This is a genomic window from Limnohabitans sp. TS-CS-82, assembly GCF_002943475.1.
In genome coordinates this window covers 304222-319829 of record NZ_PTQX01000003.1, presented here as the reverse complement: position 1 = coordinate 319829, position 15608 = coordinate 304222, and the positions used below count along the sequence as shown (strand labels likewise).

Annotated in this window: 19 protein-coding genes; 13 read left to right on the top strand and 6 right to left on the bottom strand. The window is 59.0% G+C overall.

Annotated features, from left to right (window positions below):
- Positions 1–102: 102 nt before the first annotated feature.
- The 10 genes from C5F52_RS09225 to C5F52_RS09180 are packed head-to-tail and all read left to right on the top strand — an operon-like array spanning position 103 to position 8200.
- The gene (locus C5F52_RS09225) at positions 103–963 is read left to right on the top strand and encodes a carbohydrate ABC transporter permease (RefSeq protein ID WP_104798057.1); all 861 of its coding nucleotides are present in this window, start codon (positions 103–105) and stop codon (positions 961–963) included.
- On the top strand, positions 960–1802 hold the full coding sequence (locus tag C5F52_RS09220) for a carbohydrate ABC transporter permease (protein ID WP_104798056.1): 843 nt from the start codon (positions 960–962) through the stop codon (positions 1800–1802). The genes C5F52_RS09225 and C5F52_RS09220 overlap by 4 nt, the downstream gene beginning before the upstream one ends.
- A 27-nt stretch (positions 1803–1829) precedes the next feature.
- The gene (locus tag C5F52_RS09215) at positions 1830–2885 is read left to right on the top strand and encodes an ABC transporter ATP-binding protein (RefSeq protein ID WP_104798055.1); all 1056 of its coding nucleotides are present in this window, start codon (positions 1830–1832) and stop codon (positions 2883–2885) included.
- Positions 2886–2887: 2 nt separating this feature from the next.
- Complete coding sequence (locus tag C5F52_RS09210) at positions 2888–3397, top strand: gluconokinase (RefSeq protein ID WP_104798054.1); 510 nt, start codon at positions 2888–2890, stop codon at positions 3395–3397.
- A gap of 10 nt (positions 3398–3407) precedes the next feature.
- Positions 3408–4178: a glucose 1-dehydrogenase gene (locus C5F52_RS09205; RefSeq protein ID WP_104798053.1), complete on the top strand. Its 771-nt coding sequence runs from the start codon at positions 3408–3410 to the stop codon at positions 4176–4178.
- A 9-nt stretch (positions 4179–4187) separates the two neighbouring features.
- Complete coding sequence (locus C5F52_RS09200; protein WP_104798052.1) at positions 4188–5255, top strand: L-idonate 5-dehydrogenase; 1068 nt, start codon at positions 4188–4190, stop codon at positions 5253–5255.
- Positions 5252–5635, top strand: coding sequence for a hypothetical protein (locus C5F52_RS09195; RefSeq protein ID WP_104798051.1), 384 nt, complete (start codon positions 5252–5254; stop codon positions 5633–5635). The genes C5F52_RS09200 and C5F52_RS09195 overlap by 4 nt, the downstream gene beginning before the upstream one ends.
- A 6-nt stretch (positions 5636–5641) precedes the next feature.
- On the top strand, positions 5642–6415 hold the full coding sequence (locus C5F52_RS09190) for a FadR/GntR family transcriptional regulator (RefSeq protein ID WP_104798050.1): 774 nt from the start codon (positions 5642–5644) through the stop codon (positions 6413–6415).
- A gap of 16 nt (positions 6416–6431) precedes the next feature.
- Positions 6432–7451, top strand: coding sequence for a D-erythronate dehydrogenase (gene denD / locus C5F52_RS09185; protein ID WP_104798049.1), 1020 nt, complete (start codon positions 6432–6434; stop codon positions 7449–7451).
- Entirely contained in the window at positions 7448–8200 is a 753-nt protein-coding gene (locus tag C5F52_RS09180) for an SDR family NAD(P)-dependent oxidoreductase (protein WP_104798048.1), read from the top strand. Before denD ends, C5F52_RS09180 begins: the two co-directional genes overlap by 4 nt.
- Here C5F52_RS09180 and C5F52_RS09175 read toward each other — a convergent pair.
- From C5F52_RS09175 to def, 4 genes are read right to left on the bottom strand one after another with little or no spacing between them, the layout of a single operon-like run.
- Positions 8197–8532 (bottom strand): AzlD domain-containing protein, encoded by a 336-nt coding sequence (locus C5F52_RS09175; RefSeq protein ID WP_104798047.1) that lies wholly within the window; start codon positions 8530–8532, stop codon positions 8197–8199. The two genes, C5F52_RS09180 and C5F52_RS09175, sit on opposite strands and share 4 nt — an antisense overlap.
- Entirely contained in the window at positions 8529–9266 is a 738-nt protein-coding gene (locus tag C5F52_RS09170; protein ID WP_104798178.1) for an AzlC family ABC transporter permease, read from the bottom strand. The genes C5F52_RS09175 and C5F52_RS09170 overlap by 4 nt, the downstream gene beginning before the upstream one ends.
- Before the next feature lie 10 nt (positions 9267–9276).
- A complete protein-coding gene (gene fmt / locus C5F52_RS09165; protein WP_104798046.1) occupies positions 9277–10248 on the bottom strand; it encodes a methionyl-tRNA formyltransferase in 972 nt (323 codons plus the stop codon).
- 14 nt (positions 10249–10262) lie between these two features.
- Complete coding sequence (gene def / locus C5F52_RS09160; protein ID WP_104798045.1) at positions 10263–10769, bottom strand: peptide deformylase; 507 nt, start codon at positions 10767–10769, stop codon at positions 10263–10265.
- A 97-nt stretch (positions 10770–10866) separates the two neighbouring features.
- On the opposite strand from def, the gene dprA reads away from it, so the two are divergent.
- The 3 genes from dprA to C5F52_RS09145 all read left to right on the top strand — a co-directional run bounded on the left by dprA (position 10867) and on the right by C5F52_RS09145 (position 14038).
- The gene (gene dprA / locus C5F52_RS09155) at positions 10867–12036 is read left to right on the top strand and encodes a DNA-processing protein DprA (protein ID WP_236657795.1); all 1170 of its coding nucleotides are present in this window, start codon (positions 10867–10869) and stop codon (positions 12034–12036) included.
- A 121-nt stretch (positions 12037–12157) separates the two neighbouring features.
- Positions 12158–13495, top strand: coding sequence for a S8 family serine peptidase (locus C5F52_RS09150; protein WP_104798044.1), 1338 nt, complete (start codon positions 12158–12160; stop codon positions 13493–13495).
- Positions 13496–13555: 60 nt separating this feature from the next.
- Entirely contained in the window at positions 13556–14038 is a 483-nt protein-coding gene (locus C5F52_RS09145; protein ID WP_104798043.1) for a DUF494 family protein, read from the top strand.
- A gap of 14 nt (positions 14039–14052) precedes the next feature.
- Here the strand turns inward: C5F52_RS09145 and C5F52_RS09140 are convergent, their stop codons facing one another.
- Positions 14053–14502, bottom strand: a complete 450-nt coding sequence (locus C5F52_RS09140; protein WP_161499675.1) for a hypothetical protein — start codon at positions 14500–14502, stop codon at positions 14053–14055.
- Positions 14503–14634: 132 nt separating this feature from the next.
- Positions 14635–15588, bottom strand: a complete 954-nt coding sequence (secF, locus tag C5F52_RS09135) for a protein translocase subunit SecF (RefSeq protein ID WP_104798041.1) — start codon at positions 15586–15588, stop codon at positions 14635–14637.
- Positions 15589–15608: the final 20 nt, after the last annotated feature.

Here is a 15608-nt window from a genome sequence, read left to right as displayed (position 1 = left end):
CCGGTACCAGCTTCGCGCTGCACACCGGTGTGTGTCTTTCCCCTCCCGATTGACATTGGGTTGCACGACTGAAAACTGCAACCTTTGAGGCGAACTTTGCCCATGAATACCCTAGCTGCTCCTCTTAACCCCCCGCCCGCCAAGCCGCTATCGACTTGGGAGTACTGGGGCCGCCTGATGGTGGTGCCCTACATCGTGGTGTTTGTGGTGTTTGTGCTCTACCCTGTAGGTTACGGTTTGTGGCTTGCACGCCATCCACAAAGCTATGTAGACCTGTTCAACGACCCCATCTTTTTCCGCAGCGCCGTCAACACACTCGTGTTCTTGGTCGTCGCCATCAACCTCAAAATGATGGTGGCCTTGGCGCTCTCTGGCTTCTTTGTGATGGAGCGGTGGTGGATCAAGATCGTAGCCGCCATCTTTATCTTGCCATGGGCTGTGCCGTCCATTCCGACCATCTTGTCGGTGCGCTTCATGCTGAACCCCGAGTGGGGCATTATCAACAGCGCCATCTTCCGTTGGACCGGCTTAGACGGTCCCAATTGGCTCAATGATCCGACCCTCGCACTGAGTTTGTCCATGGTCATGCACATCTGGAAATCGTTGCCATTTTGGACCTTGATCTTGGTCGCAGCACGGTTATCGATTCCTACTGAACAGTACGAAGCAGCGTCGGTGGATGGTGCAACGGGTTGGCAAAAATTCAAGTTCATCACTTGGCCATCCATGCGCTCCATCTATCTGACCTCAACCATTCTGTCCATGATTTGGACGCTGGGCGACTTCAACAGCGTGTACCTGCTCACAGGTGGCGGCCCTGCCGATATGACCCACGTTTTGGCCACCCTCGGCATTCGCTATTTGCGCCTTGATCAAGTGGACTTGGCCATGGCCTCCATCGTCGTGGGGCTTCCATTTATCTTGCCCTTGGTTTACTTCATGATGAAAAGGCTGTCGAAATGAGCTTGAAAAAAATAGCCACCGAAGCCAAGTTGCTGTTGATCGGCATTCCTGTGCTGATCTGGACTTTGTTTCCCGTTTATCACATGGTCCTGTTTGCAATTTCACCGCGCGACACCGCCACATCGGGCCACCTGTGGCCTGAGAGCCCGACCTTGCAAAACTTTGCCATTGTGTTCAAGCGCGATCACTTTTACTTGGATCACTTTTGGGAACAACTGGGCAACTCATTCATCATTGCGTTGTCGGTCGGAGCCCTGACCCTGACGGTGGCCACCACCGCCGCCTTTGCCATCAGCCGCCTCAAGGTGCGCGGTGGGCGCACAGTCATGAACTTGGCTTTGTTCACCTACTTCATCCCAGCAGCCTTCTTGGCGGTGCCCATGTACAAAACCATGGGTTTGTATGGCTTGCTGAACAACCAGTGGTCTTTGATCTTGGCCATGGTCACCATCGCGTCGCCCTACTGCATTTGGGTACTCAAACAAGCCAGCGACAAACTGCCGTTTGAGTTGGACGAAGCCGCACGCATCGACGGGGCTACACCCTTGCAGTTGTTCTGGATGGTCTACCTGCCCTTGATGGTGCCCTCTCTTGTCGCGGTCGGCACCTATGCCTTGCTGTTGGCTTGGAACGAGTACCTCTACGCCTTCTTGCTGCTGTCCAAAGACCAAGACGTGACCTTGGCTGTGGCACTGGGTAACTTTTTGTCTGCAGACGACTCCCCTTGGGAGTTGCTGATGGCCACTGGTTTGGTCTACGCCTTGCCACCCGCCGCGATTTACTACACCTTCAAACGCTACATGGTGTCGGGCCTGACCGCCGGCGCTGTGAAGAGCTAATTTTTTTGCGCAACTGGAACTCAAACCATGGCATCCGTCTCCTTTAACAACGTTCAAAAAACCTACGGCAACAAAGTCAAGGTCATCCACGGCATCACGTTCGACATTCAGAACGGCGAGTTCGTGGTGTTGGTCGGTCCCTCGGGCTGCGGCAAATCCACACTGCTGCGCATGTTGGCGGGCTTGGAAGAGATTTCGGGCGGTGAGATCAGCATCGACAGCACCGTCATCAACGAACTCGAATCCAAAGACCGCGACATCGCGATGGTGTTCCAAAGCTACGCGCTGTACCCGCACATGACCGTGCGCGAGAACATGGCGTTCTCACTGCGTCTGCGCAAAGCCGATGCCAAGACCACCGAAGACCGCGTGGCCCACGCCGCGCGCATCTTGAACCTCGATGCACTGCTCGACCGCTACCCGCGCGAACTCTCTGGCGGTCAACGCCAGCGCGTCGCCATGGGCCGCGCCATCGTGCGTGACCCCAAGGTGTTCTTGTTTGACGAACCGCTGTCTAACCTCGACGCCAAGCTGCGCGTGGCCATGCGCGCAGAAATCAAAGCCCTGCATCAACGCCTGAAAACCACCACCGTCTACGTGACGCACGACCAGATCGAAGCCATGACCATGGCCGACCGCATCGTGGTGATGCACGACGGCATCGTCGAACAAATCGGCACACCGCTGGAATTGTTTGACCGCCCTGGTAATTTATTTGTGGCGCAATTCATCGGCTCGCCCTCGATGAACGTGTTCAAAGGCACCGTGCAAAGCGGCCAAGTTGCCGCCTTGGGTGCCTCATGGCCCATGCCACCGACGACCAAGCCTGTGGCCGACGGCACTGCCGTGCACTACGGTGTGCGTCCGGGTGATTTGGAGCTGGCCGAAAGTGGCATCCCCGCCCAAGTGGTGGTGGTCGAACCCACAGGCGCCGAAACTGAATTGCTGCTGCAAATTGGCGACCAAAAATTCACCTTGGTCATGCATGGCCGCACCGACGTGCAGCCCAACGACACCGTGCACCTGCAGTTCGATGTGAACAAGGCGCATGTGTTTGACGGCACCACCGAGCAACGCCTCTGACCATGACACCTCCCCGCCTCATCATCATGGGCGTGAGTGGCTGCGGCAAAAGCACCGTGGGTCAGCGCTTGGCGCAACGCATTGGCGTGCCTTTTTTAGAAGGCGATGCTTTGCATCCTCCGCGCAACGTGGCTTTGATGGCTGCAGGCACTCCGCTCACCGATGCCGACCGTGCGGGCTGGCTTGACGCCATTGCCGAACGCTTATCGGGTCTCGGTCCTCGCGAAGGGTTGGTGGTGTCATGCTCTGCGCTCAAACGCGCCTACCGCGACCGCCTGCGTGCCGCGGCACCCGACTTGCAGTTTGTGCATTTGCACGGCACGCGTGCTTTGTTAGCGGCACGTTTGCGCGAGCGGCAAGGCCACTACATGCCGCCTGCCTTGCTCGACAGCCAACTCGAAACCTTAGAAATTCCCAGCGCGGACGAAGCCGTGCTCACCCTTGACATTGCCGAGCCTGCAGACCCCTTGGTCGCGCAGATCGAACACCATTTGCAACTGAACCTCGCATGACGAGCCACGCATGATCACCGCACAAACTTTCCGACTCGACGGCCGCTTGGCCTTGGTCACCGGCTCTTCGGCTGGTATCGGCTTAGGCCTCGCACGGGGCTTGGCCCAAGCCGGCGCCAGCGTCGTGCTGAACGGACGTGACGCCAGCAAACTCAAAGCCACCGCAGCCACCTTGCGCGCTGAAGGCTTTGAGGTGTTTGAACGCGCCTTTGACGTGACCGATGCAGACGCCGTCAAAACACACATCGACGCCATTGAGCGCGACATTGGCCCCATCGAGATTTTGATCAACAACGCAGGCATTCAACGCCGCGCCCCCTTGCACGAGTTCGACCACAAAGATTGGCACGAGCTCATGCAAACCAACTTGGACAGCGTGTTCTTCGTGGGCCAAGCGGTGGCGCAGCACATGATCACGCGCAAGAAGGGCCGCATCATCAACATTTGCTCGGTGCAAAGCGAGCTGGGTCGCCCTGGCATTTCGCCCTACATGGCCAGCAAAGGCGCCTTGAAGATGTTGACCAAAGGCATGGCGATTGACTGGGGTCCGTTAGGCCTGAACGTCAACGGCATTGGCCCGGGTTACTTCAAAACCGAACTCAATGAAAAGCTGGTGAACGACGCCACCTTCAGCGCGTGGCTGACCAACCGCACACCCAGCCGTCGCTGGGGCGATGTGGAAGAACTCGCCGGTGCGGCCGTGTTCTTGGCCAGCGACGCCTCCACCTTTGTGAACGGCCACATCCTCTATGTGGATGGCGGCGTCACGGCACAGCTCTAAGGAACACCCATGAAAGCCATCGTTTGCCACGCCCCTGAAGACTTGCGTCTCGACGCTGTCAACGTCAACATTTCTAACACTGACGCCCTCGGTCCCCAGCAACTCGCCGTGCGCGTGGCCTACGGCGGCATTTGCGGCTCTGATTTGCATTACTACCGCCACGGCGGCTTTGGCACCGTGCGCATCAAAGAGCCCATGGTGCTGGGCCACGAGGTGTCGGGCATCGTCAGCGCGGTGGGCGCTGAAGTGAAAAACTTTGCCCCCGGCCAACGCATTGCCATCTCGCCCTCGCGCCCTTGCGGCGTGTGCCAGTATTGTCAAAAAGGCCATCAAAACCATTGCTTGGACATGCGTTTTTACGGCAGCGCCATGCGCTTCCCGCACATCCAAGGCGCGTTCCGCGAATCGCTGGTGATTGATGCCTCACAGGCACACAAACTCAGCGACAACCTGAGCTTGTCACTCGCGGCGCTGGCTGAACCTTTGTCGGTCGGTTTGCATGCCATCCAACGGGCTGGTTCGGTGTTTGGCAAGCAAGTGCTGGTCACCGGCTGCGGCCCCATTGGCGCGCTCTTGATTGCAGGCCTGCGCCGTGCCGGTGCGGCACGCATCGTGGCCGTCGACGTGGCCGACAAGCCCCTCGAATGCGCACGCGCCATGGGCGCCGATGACACCATCAACCTCGCCACCACACCCGATGGCTTGGCCCCGTTCGCAGCCAACAAAGGCGTGTTCGATGTGATGTTTGAAGCCTCAGGCAACGACAAAGCCTTGCGCAGCGGCCTCGATGTGGTGACCCCACGCGGCGTGATCGTGAGCATTGGCCTCGGCGGTGACTCGACCCTGCCGCTGAACCAACTGGTGGGCAAAGAGCTGGAGCTGCGTGGCACCTTCCGCTTCCACGAAGAGTTTGCCGTGGCGGTGCGCTTCCTCAACGAAGGCTTGATCGACGGTCGCCCTGTGATCTCACATGTGCTTGATTTCGATCAAGCCACCCAAGCTTTTGAGCTGGCCAGCGACAAGAGCCAAGCCATGAAAGTTCAGATCAACTTCGGCGCGGATAAAGTAGCCTCATGACCACATTTACAAAAACCATTCTCTTCACCGACACCGATGGCTGCGCGCGTTTTCGCGACGAGCCCATCGCCCTGACCGAAGGCAAGCCCCAAGCACGTTTGTCGCAACTCATGAGCAGCGGCGGCTACCAGTTGCGCCACAGCCCCGTGGGCTTTCGCAGCACCTTCCATTGCAGCGATCACGCGCAATGGGTGTTCATCTTGAGCGGTCACATGGAAATTGGCTTGCAAGACGGCAGCTCGCGCGTGTTCAGCCCCGGCGAACATTTCTACTCCGAAGACTTGCTGCCCGCCGGTGCCACCTTTGATGAGAAGGTGCACGGCCATTGGAGCCGTCAAGTGGGCAACCAACCCTTGGTCACGTTGTTCGTGCGCGGATAAACCCACATGGCCATCAAAAACATGCTCGGCCACACGCTCGATTTGTTGGGCGAGGCCATCGTGTCGGGCCACTACGCACCGGGCGCCTCCATGCCGCCAGAGACGGTGCTGTGCACCGAACTCGGCGTCAGCCGCACGGTGGTGCGCGAAGCCGTCAAGTCGCTGGTCGCCAAAGGTTTGGTCAGCACCGGCCCCAAAGTGGGCACACGCGTGCTGCCCTCGGACCAATGGAATTGGTTTGACCCCAATGTGGTGGCTTGGCAATCCAAGATCGGCCTGACGCGCGAGTTTTTGCGCGACCTGCAAGACCTGCGCCGCGTGGTCGAGCCCGCTGCGGTGCGCTTGGCCGCCGAACGCGCCACGCCCGAAGATTTGGCCGAAGTCGAAGCGGCTTATGCGGGCATGAAACACGCCATCGAATTTGGCGGCGACTACGTGACCTACGATTTGTTGTTCCATCAAGGCTTACTCAAAGCGTGTCACAACCGCATGGTGGTGCAAATGAGCAAAGCCATTGGCGCCTTGCTGCGCACCAGCTTTGAAATCACCACCACCAAGCCCAATGGCCCCGCACAGTCGCTGCCGCTGCACCGCGCCGTGCTCGACGCCGTGATTGCCGGCGAACCCGACAAGGCCGAGCGTGCGGTGCTCAAACTGATCGACAGTGCCCGCGAAGACATTGAAATGGTTTTGGTGTCCAAAAAGAAATTGCCGTCGTTGGCACTTCCTGCTGCTTCCTTGCGTGCGCCCAAAGCGGCGCGTGCTGCCTCCACCCCTTGAACGAAAGAGTTGACCCATGCGTTTATTGATCACCGGCGGTGCTGGTTTTATTGGCGCCCGTTTGGCCCGCACCCTGCTGGCTCGCGGCCAATTGAACGGCCAAGCCATCAGCCAAATCATCTTGGCTGACCAGTTTCCAGCGCCCGCTGATTTGGCGGCCGACCCCCGCGTGTTGGTCAAAACGGGCCCCCTGCTCGACCATTGCCAAGCCTTGGCACACGAGGCGGTGGACGGTGTGTTCCATTTGGCATCGGCCGTGTCGGGTGAATGTGAGGCCGACTTTGAGTTGGGCTTGCGCTCCAACCTCGACAGCACCCGCGCCTTGCTCGACGCACTGCGCTCACGCGTGCAAGGTGGCGCAGCGCCTGCGCGCTTGGTGTTCTCCAGCTCAGTGGCGGTGTTTGGCCCGGATGACGCCGTGCCCATGCCCGACGTGGTGGGCGACGACACGCTGCCTACGCCACAAACCTCCTATGGCGCACAAAAACACATCTGCGAACACTTGGTGGCCGACTACACGCGCAAGGGCTACATCGATGGCCGCAGCGCACGTTTGATGACGGTCACCGTACGCCCCGGCAAGCCCAACGGCGCGGCGTCTTCGTTTTTCAGCGGCATCATCCGCGAGCCTTTGGCGGGCGAGCCCTCGGTGTGCCCCGTGTCGCCTGAGGTGTCGCACCCCGTCACCTCACCGCGTGCCACTGTGGAAGGTTTGATCACCGTGTTTGAGTGCTCGCGTGAGGCCTACGGCGGTCGCACCGCCTTGAACTTGCCCGGCTTGAACGTGACCGTGCAAGAAATGCTTGACGCATTGGCCCGCGTGGCAGGCCCAGAAGTGCGCGCCCGCGTCACGTTTGAACGCAACGAAACCATCGCGGGCATCGTGTCGCGCTGGCCCAAAGGGTCCAGCTCGGTGCGCGCCAACAAGCTGGGCCTGTTCGCTGAAAAAACTTTTGACGACATCATTCGCCAATACATCGCCGACACCCAATCGGGCCCCAATGCGGCACAAGCTCTGAAAGGATACAAAGCATGAACCAGATCGATTTACAAGGCCGCGTGGCGGTCGTCACCGGCGGTGCCCAAGGCATTGGCTTTGCCACCTGCGAACGCCTGCTGCGCTCTGGCGCGTCCGTGGTGATGTGGGACATCGACGGGGCCAAGATCAACGAGGCCAAGGCGCTGTTGAGCGAACTCGGGCCCATCAGCGGCTACGTGGTGGAGCTCACCTCCGACGCTGCGGTGGCAGCCACCACCGCCCAAACTGTCAAAGACTTGGGACGCATCGACATCTTGGTGAACAACGCGGGCATCACCGGCGGCAATGCCACCACGTGGGAGCTCGACCCCGAGGTGTGGCGCCGTGTGATTGAAGTCAACCTGATTGCGCCTTACCTGACGTGCCGTGCCGTGACCCCGCACATGATTGAGCGCGGCTGGGGTCGCATCATCAACATCGCCTCTGTTGCGGGCAAAGAAGGCAACCCCAATGCCAGCCACTACAGCGCGTCCAAAGCCGGTGTGATTGCACTGACCAAATCGCTGGCCAAAGAAGTGGCGACCAAAGGGGTACTGGTCAACGCCATCACGCCCGCTGTGGCACGCACCGCGATGTTTGCGCAAATGACCGAAGCGCACATTGCCTACATGCTCGGCAAGATCCCCATGGGCCGCTTCGTGGAAGTGGAAGAAATCGCCGCCATGGTGGCTTGGCTAGCCAGTGAAGACTGCTCGTTCACCACCGGCTCGGTGTTTGACATCACCGGTGGTCGCTCGACGTACTAAAACCCAAGCCCAAGGTGCAGCGGCAAATACACCGCCATGCCACCCAAGATGGTCAAGAGCACATTGCGCTTGGCCACATAAATCAAGGCGCCTGCCGCAGCGGCAAACAACCGAGCGTCTTGCCAAGTGGTGATGAGTTGGCCTTGGCTCATCACAATTTCAGGCACCACCACCGCCGACAAAGCGGCAATCGGCGCGTATTGCAAACCGCGTTGCGCCCAATGCGGCAAATGCCACGGTTTGTTCGACAAGAAAAAGAAGCTGCGCGTCAGCACCGTCACCACGGCCAAGCCTGCGATGACCGCCAAGCTCCACAGATCGGTGCCGTTCATGCTTGGGCTCCTGTCGCGTTGACGGGCTTGAAACGCTCCAGCGTCAAGCACAAGACCACGGCCACCGCGATGGCCACCACGATGTTGAGTTTCAAGGGCAGGGCATAGGCCACCACGGCTGCCACGCCCGCCACCGCCGCCGAGACGATGCGCAAACGCGAGCTGGCCAGCGAACACTGAACGCCCACCAAGCACAAAATGCCCGCAAAGCCCAAACCCCAAGCGGGGGGAATCCAATTGGCCAAGGCGATGCCGATCAAACTGGCCAGCATCCAACTGCTCCAATTCAAACAATCACTGCCCGCCAAATAGGCCTCTTGGGCGCGGCGCTGCTCAGGCGTGGCGCCGGGCTGGTGAAACCGTTTGGTGAACAGCACGTAGCTGATGTCCGCCGTGACATAGGCGTGCATCAAACGCTCCCAACGCGGCAAGTGAATCAGGTGCGGGCGCAGGTGCAAGCTGAACACCACAAAGCGCAAGTTCACACAAAAACCCGTGGCCAAGATCACCCAAGCAGGCGCACCGGCCACGATGAGCGGAATGGACGCCAGCTGCGAGCTGCCCGCAAACACCACCAAGGTCATGAACACCGATTCAAAAATGCTCATGCCCGACTTGACCATGGCCACGCCGGTCATCAACCCCCAGGCGGCCACGCCCATCGCTTGGGGTGCCAGCTCGCGCAAACCGATTTTGAATTCAGGATGGCGATAGAGCTTGGGGCTGAGAAACATCATGGCGGGGTCAAGCGGTCGTGAGGTCGAATTGTTGGCCGGCGCTCAAAGGGAATCCGCGCAAAAACTCGGCAGCCGCCAAGCGCTTGCCGCCCGCACGTTGCAACTCGGTGACACACAGCACGCCGTCACCACAAGCCACGCGAACGCCTTGTGCATCGGCGCTGAGCACCGTGCCCGGCACGACGTTGACGGCGCTGCTTGACGCCTCAGGCACCGCGCGCCACAACTTGATGACTTCGCCATTGAGTTGCGCGGCAGCCGCAGGAAAGGGGTTGAACGCACGCACGCGGCGGTCCATGGTGGAGGCCGCGTCACGCCAGTTCACAGCGGCCTCGGCTTTTTCAATTTTGTGGGCGTACGTCACGCCCTCGCTCGGTTGCTTCACGGGCTTGAGTTGCCCCGCCTGCGCATCCGCCAAGGCCTGCACCACCAACGCGCCGCCGAGCTCGGCCAAGCGGTCGTGCAGGGTGGCGGTGCTGTCTTGCGCGGCGATGTCGAGCACGCCGGTCAAGAGCATGTCGCCCGTGTCCAAACCCGCATCCATTTGCATGATGACCACGCCGGTTTGCGCGTCACCTGCTTCAATGGCACGGTGAATCGGTGCTGCGCCACGCCAGCGTGGCAGCAACGAGGCGTGGATGTTGAGGCAACCCAAACGCGGGGCGCTGAGCGTCCATTGCGGCAAGATGAGGCCATAGGCGGCGACCACCATCACGTCGGCGTTGGCGGCTGCAATGGCGGCCTGGGCCTGGGCTGCATCGTCGGGGTATTTGCCATCCAAACGCAAGCTCAAAGGCTGGGCGACGGGGATGTTGTGTTGCAGGGCCAGTTGCTTGACCGCCGAAGCTTGCAGCTTCATGCCGCGACCGGCGGGGCGGTCGGGTTGCGTCAACACCAAGGCCACCTCGTGGCCTGCGGCCAAGATCTGGGCCAAAGCCACGGCAGCAAATTCGGGCGTGCCCGCAAAAATAACGCGCATGAAAGACCTTTGGCTTAGGCGTCGTCGCGCGCAGATTTGAGCAATTTGGTTTTGATGCGGGTGCGCTTCAAGGGCGAGAGGTATTCCACGAACACCTTGCCCAACAAATGGTCCAACTCATGCTGCACGCACACCGCCAACAGGCCCTCGGCCTCGATGGTGCGCACTTGGCCATCGCCGTCCATGGCTTTGACTTTGACTTGGGTGGCACGCTCCACGCCGTCGTAAATGCCAGGCACTGACAAGCAGCCCTCTTCACCTTTGACGCGCTCGTCGCCCATCCAAGTGATTTCGGGGTTGATGAGCACCATGGGCTCGTTGCGTTTTTCCGAAACGTCAATCACCACCAAGCGCTCATGCACGTCGACTTGGGTCGCTGCCAAGCCGATGCCGTTGGCGTCGTACATGGTCTCCAGCATGTCGGCGATGAGGGTGCGGATGCGCGCATCCACCTCAGCCACGGGCTTGGCCACGGTGTGAAGTTTGGGGTCGGGGAATCGAAGAATGTCTAACTTGGGCATGCGCCTATTGTCTCTGCTTTTGAAATTTTCGACCTGCGCGCATGTCTATTGAAAACCTCGCTCCGCACAATGGTTTTCACACCACAAGGAGACCCGCATGCACCCCACACCCCTGACCAAAGACGAATTGCGCGCTTGGCTGCGCTTGAGCTTGAGCGACGGCGTGGGCAACGATGCCGCGCGACGCTTACTGGCCGCCTTTGGCAGTCCGCAAGCGGTGTTTGCCCAGAGCGAGGCGGCGTTGCGCCAAGTGGTCACCGCCAAGCAGGCCTTGGCGCTGTTGAGCGAGCCCAATGAACTCGCCGTGCAATGTGTGCGCACCCAGCAATGGCTGGCCCAGCAACCCGACACCCACGGCCACGCGGTGTGGACCTTGGGCGACGCGCATTACCCCGCTGCTTTGTTGCAACTGCCTGACCCGCCGTTGATGGTCTACGCACAAGGCCAGTTGGAGGCCACCTTGGGGCCCGCCGTGGCCATTGTCGGCAGCCGCAACCCGACGCCTCAGGGCGCGCAAACAGCCGCGCAATTTGGCGAAGCCTTGGCCGCAGCGGGCCTGTGTGTGGTCTCGGGTTTGGCCTTGGGCGTGGACGGCGCGGCACACCTGGGCGCGCTGCGAGGCGCGCAGTCGCGCGGCGCTGGCGACCATTGGCACACGGTGGCGGTGGTGGGCACCGGCCTAGACCGCGTGTACCCGCGCCAGCACCAGACGCTGGCCTACAACATCGCACAACGCGGCCTGTTGCTGAGCGAGTACCACTTGGGCACGGCACCGCTGCCCGCGAACTTTCCCAAACGCAACCGCCTCATCGCTGCGCTGGGTTTGGGCACCTTGGTGGTGGAGGCAGCCTTGCAATCGGGCTCACTCATCACGGCACGCTTGGCGCTTGATTTGGGGCGCGAAGTGTTGGCCATTCCAGGGTCCATCCACGCCACCCAATCGCACGGCTGCCACGCGCTGATCCGCCAAGGCGCCAAGTTGGTGGAGAACGCACAAGACGTGTTGGAAGAGCTACAGCTGCAAAAACAAACGTCACTGTTTGACGAGGCGCGAAGTACCGCTGAATCCGAAGATGCCCAAAACCAAGACGCCAATGAACACCCACTTTTGCCGCACATGGGCTACGGCCCCGTCAGCTTGGACGCCCTGCAAGCGCGTTGCGGCATTGACACGGCCAGCCTGCAAGCGCAGCTCTTGACGCTCGAACTCGATGGACTGATTGGCCGCTTGCCGGGCGGTTTGTTTCAGCGCCTAGGTCAAGCCTAGGGCATCACCAATTCATCAGAAAACCAACAAAATTACCTTTTTGTATTACTTTGCATAAATATTAACTTTTCTACAAAGTAGAATTAATTAACATTTAAGTAATACATAGAGGTATATAAACGTGCATTTTTCATTTAATTCATCAAAAACTCCGAGCCAACTGTCTCTCATCGCAACGCTGTGCGCGACAACAGCCCTGCTGACAGGCTGTGGCGGCGGTGGGTCTGAGCCTCAGGCCCAAAACGAAACGCTCAATGCAGCAGCCAACGCCGCCTTGACGTTCGACAGCGCCACCGTGACCACAGACAATGGCACAACGACCTTTGAAGCCCTCACCAAGAAATTGGAATACGGTGCCAAAGCCCACCTCAGCGATGTCGGCGTCATCGACGGGGCCACAGGCCAAGGCGTGACGATCATGGTGATTGACGATTTCAGCCCCACACTGACGGCGACCGTGTCGTTCCCGAACATCCAGCGCAAACTCACATACAGGGAAGGCATCAACAGTTATGCCGCCATTTACAAACTGTCCTACGAAATGCCCATTGAATTTAGCCATGGTCAATTGGTCTCGGACATTGCGGGCGGCACGCGGGCTAGCGAAACGATGCTCAGGACTCTGACCAATGTTGCCCCTAGCAATGCTGACCTGATCGCTTGCACCATCACCGCCGAGACCCTCAAACTGACGTGTCCGAACACCTTCCAAACCGCAGCCCCAATCAGCACGCTGAAGGCAACCTTGGACATACAGGCCATTCCAGGCGTTGCCGCGCAAGCAATGGTGCTGCAACGCAACGTCGATTTGTCTGCCTCACAAGACATTGCCACCACATGGGCCAGCATTCATGGTCATTTGCGCAGCAGCGTAGGCTCCAGCCTGCCGCTGGCGATCAACTTGAGCCTAGGCTCAGACATTCCAACCTCCGGAAAAACTGCCGCAGAAGTGCTGGCCGTGATTCAGAAATTTCCGATGCCACAAATCTCCGATGCCGTCATCACCGTGGCCGCTGGCAACAGCGGTGCACCTTGCAACGACACCAACTTGAATGGTTGCAATGCCATGGCAGTGGCCATGGCCACCCAGCCTGAAACCCGCGACTCCACCCTCGTTGTAGGCGCACTGACCGGACCTGTAGGCGCACAGCGCATGGCCCTCTACTCCACCAGCGCTGGTTTTTTAGCGGATCGATACATCCTGGCCTCTGGCGACACAGGGCTGTCATCCAGCGTACAAGGCACCTCATTCGCGGCACCGCGCGTCGCGGGCGTCGCCGCCATCCTGAAGCAAAAACACCCCCAACTGACATCGACCGAGATCGTGGGCATCATTCTCGAATCGGCAGACAAAGACATGAACAACGATGGCAAACCCGATTTCACAGGGGTTGATCCCATCTTCGGTCATGGAAAACTCAGCTTAGAAAACGCACTCAAACTGGCCGCCACACGTTAATTCAAGTGACCGCATGGGAACCGACTAAAGCAGCGGCAACAAAGCAGTTATATTGAAACCATGTTTGAAGTGCTCGTCTATGTCTACGAAAACTACTGGCACGGTGATGCGTGTCCAGAGCTGCAGCAGCTGGGCCGCAAACTCAGCGCCGTAGGCTTTGAAGCGGACGATATTTCGCAGGCGCTGCAATGGTTGGATGGCCTGAACATCGCCTCGCACAACACCGAGTTGATCGACATCAGCCAATCGTCGCCCGAACACCACACCGAATCGGCGCAGAGCCTGCGCGTGTATTCGGTGGCCGAGCAAGACCGTTTGGGTGCGGCGTGCTTAGGCTTTATTCGCTTTTTAGAAACCGCCGAAGTGTTGTCACCTCACATGCGCGAAATCGTGCTCGATCGCGCCATGGCCGCGGCCACCCAGCCCATTGATTTGGATGACCTGAAAATCATCGTGCTCATGGTGTACTGGAGCATCGGCTTAGAGCCCGACGCCTTGGTGCTAGACGAGTTGTGCGACGACGCGGATCGCGTCGCGCACTGACGCTCACTGCGTCTTCAGCAAAGCCTCAACAGCTTGGCTTGTACAGCGTCCCAAGAATCACACCCCAAGCGTGAATGGGGTGTTTCGTTGATGCGCATGATGATGTCTGTCAGGTCGCACGCGTCTAAACCCCCCGCGTGATCGATCATCCACTGGTAGCGAAAAACGATGTCATTGAGCGTTCCCAACGCTGAACGGCTGTCCGTTTTTGAGAAGCGGCCTTCTTGGTAATGCAAAAAAGCACGATCAACCGCCTCTTGGGGAATGCCTCGCATCACCAACAATTGCTCAAGACCTGCGAGCAACATAGTCGGCAACGTGTCTAGGGTGACGGCCCTCTTACCTTGGAGCAAGATGAATGACAAAAAGGTGGTCTCGCTCATAAAGACAAGCGCTTTACGCCTAGAAATGGGAAATCGATGCACATACCAGTTACCCAGAAGTGCGCCGTCGTCAGCTGCCATTGATAAATTTTCTTGCCGAAGCCCGACAAGCTTTTGAATGTCAGCGGTGCACTTCAAATACAACATCGTCCAAAGACTCCAACTAAAAAGCCACGCAAAAGCGTGGCCAATAGACTCAAGATAAGGGTGGGCTTAAACCACCGCGCCTGAGTTCTCGTCGTCAGGATCGCCCGCGGCTTTGACGGGTGCCTTGATCAAATCTTCGCGCTGAATGCCCAACCACATCGCAATGGCTGCGGCCACGAACACCGATGAGTAAATGCCAAACAAGATACCGATGGTCAGCGCCAGCGCAAAGTAGTGCAGGGTGGCGCCACCGAACAACAGCATCGACAACACCATGAGCTGCGTACAGCCGTGTGTGATGATGGTGCGGCTGATGGTGGAGGTGATGGCGTTGTCGATGATTTCGACCGTGTCCATCTTGCGGTAGCGGCGGAAGTTCTCGCGGATACGGTCAAAAATCACCACCGACTCGTTCACCGAGTAACCCAGCACGGCCAGCACCGCCGCCAGCACGGGCAGCGAAAACTCCCACTGGAAGAACGCGAAGAAGCCCAAGATGATGACCACGTCATGCAAGTTGGCGATGATGGCAGCCACCGCAAACTTCCACTCGAAGCGCATGGCCAAATAAATCATGATGCCGATGACCACAAAGGCCAAGGCCTTGAGGCCGTCAGCAGCCAACTCGTCGCCCACTTGCGGTCCGACAAACTCCGTGCGGCGCAGCTGCACATTGGCATCGATGCTTTTCAAAGCAGTCAGCACTTGCTCGCTTTGCTGGGCTGAGCTCTGGCCTTTGACCGCAGGCATGCGGATCATCACGTCGCGGGCGGTGCCAAAGTTTTGCACTTGCACGTCGTTCAAGCCGAGCTTGGCGATTTGGTCGCGCACCACGTTCAAGTCGGCGGGTTGGCCGTAGCTGACTTCCATCAGCGTGCCGCCCGTGAACTCGACCGACAAATGCAAGCCACGGTTGAACAAGAAGAACACCGCCGCCAAGAACGTGATGAACGAAATGGCGTTAAACGCCACCGCATTCTTCATGAACGGGATGTCTTTACGGATTTTGAAAAATTCCATGACGCAATTTCTTTCTTAGA

Coding starts and splice junctions, on each gene's coding strand:
- C5F52_RS09225 (WP_104798057.1), top strand. CDS start 103: ATGAATACCCTAGCTGCTCCTCTTAACCCCCCGCCCGCCAAGCCGCTA.
- C5F52_RS09220 (WP_104798056.1), top strand. CDS start 960: ATGAGCTTGAAAAAAATAGCCACCGAAGCCAAGTTGCTGTTGATCGGC.
- C5F52_RS09215 (WP_104798055.1), top strand. CDS start 1,830: ATGGCATCCGTCTCCTTTAACAACGTTCAAAAAACCTACGGCAACAAA.
- C5F52_RS09210 (WP_104798054.1), top strand. CDS start 2,888: ATGACACCTCCCCGCCTCATCATCATGGGCGTGAGTGGCTGCGGCAAA.
- C5F52_RS09205 (WP_104798053.1), top strand. CDS start 3,408: ATGATCACCGCACAAACTTTCCGACTCGACGGCCGCTTGGCCTTGGTC.
- C5F52_RS09200 (WP_104798052.1), top strand. CDS start 4,188: ATGAAAGCCATCGTTTGCCACGCCCCTGAAGACTTGCGTCTCGACGCT.
- C5F52_RS09195 (WP_104798051.1), top strand. CDS start 5,252: ATGACCACATTTACAAAAACCATTCTCTTCACCGACACCGATGGCTGC.
- C5F52_RS09190 (WP_104798050.1), top strand. CDS start 5,642: ATGGCCATCAAAAACATGCTCGGCCACACGCTCGATTTGTTGGGCGAG.
- denD (WP_104798049.1), top strand. CDS start 6,432: ATGCGTTTATTGATCACCGGCGGTGCTGGTTTTATTGGCGCCCGTTTG.
- C5F52_RS09180 (WP_104798048.1), top strand. CDS start 7,448: ATGAACCAGATCGATTTACAAGGCCGCGTGGCGGTCGTCACCGGCGGT.
- C5F52_RS09175 (WP_104798047.1), bottom strand. CDS start 8,532: ATGAACGGCACCGATCTGTGGAGCTTGGCGGTCATCGCAGGCTTGGCC.
- C5F52_RS09170 (WP_104798178.1), bottom strand. CDS start 9,266: ATGTTTCTCAGCCCCAAGCTCTATCGCCATCCTGAATTCAAAATCGGT.
- fmt (WP_104798046.1), bottom strand. CDS start 10,248: ATGCGCGTTATTTTTGCGGGCACGCCCGAATTTGCTGCCGTGGCTTTG.
- def (WP_104798045.1), bottom strand. CDS start 10,769: ATGCCCAAGTTAGACATTCTTCGATTCCCCGACCCCAAACTTCACACC.
- dprA (WP_236657795.1), top strand. CDS start 10,867: ATGCACCCCACACCCCTGACCAAAGACGAATTGCGCGCTTGGCTGCGC.
- C5F52_RS09145 (WP_104798043.1), top strand. CDS start 13,556: ATGTTTGAAGTGCTCGTCTATGTCTACGAAAACTACTGGCACGGTGAT.
- C5F52_RS09140 (WP_161499675.1), bottom strand. CDS start 14,502: ATGGCAGCTGACGACGGCGCACTTCTGGGTAACTGGTATGTGCATCGA.
- secF (WP_104798041.1), bottom strand. CDS start 15,588: ATGGAATTTTTCAAAATCCGTAAAGACATCCCGTTCATGAAGAATGCG.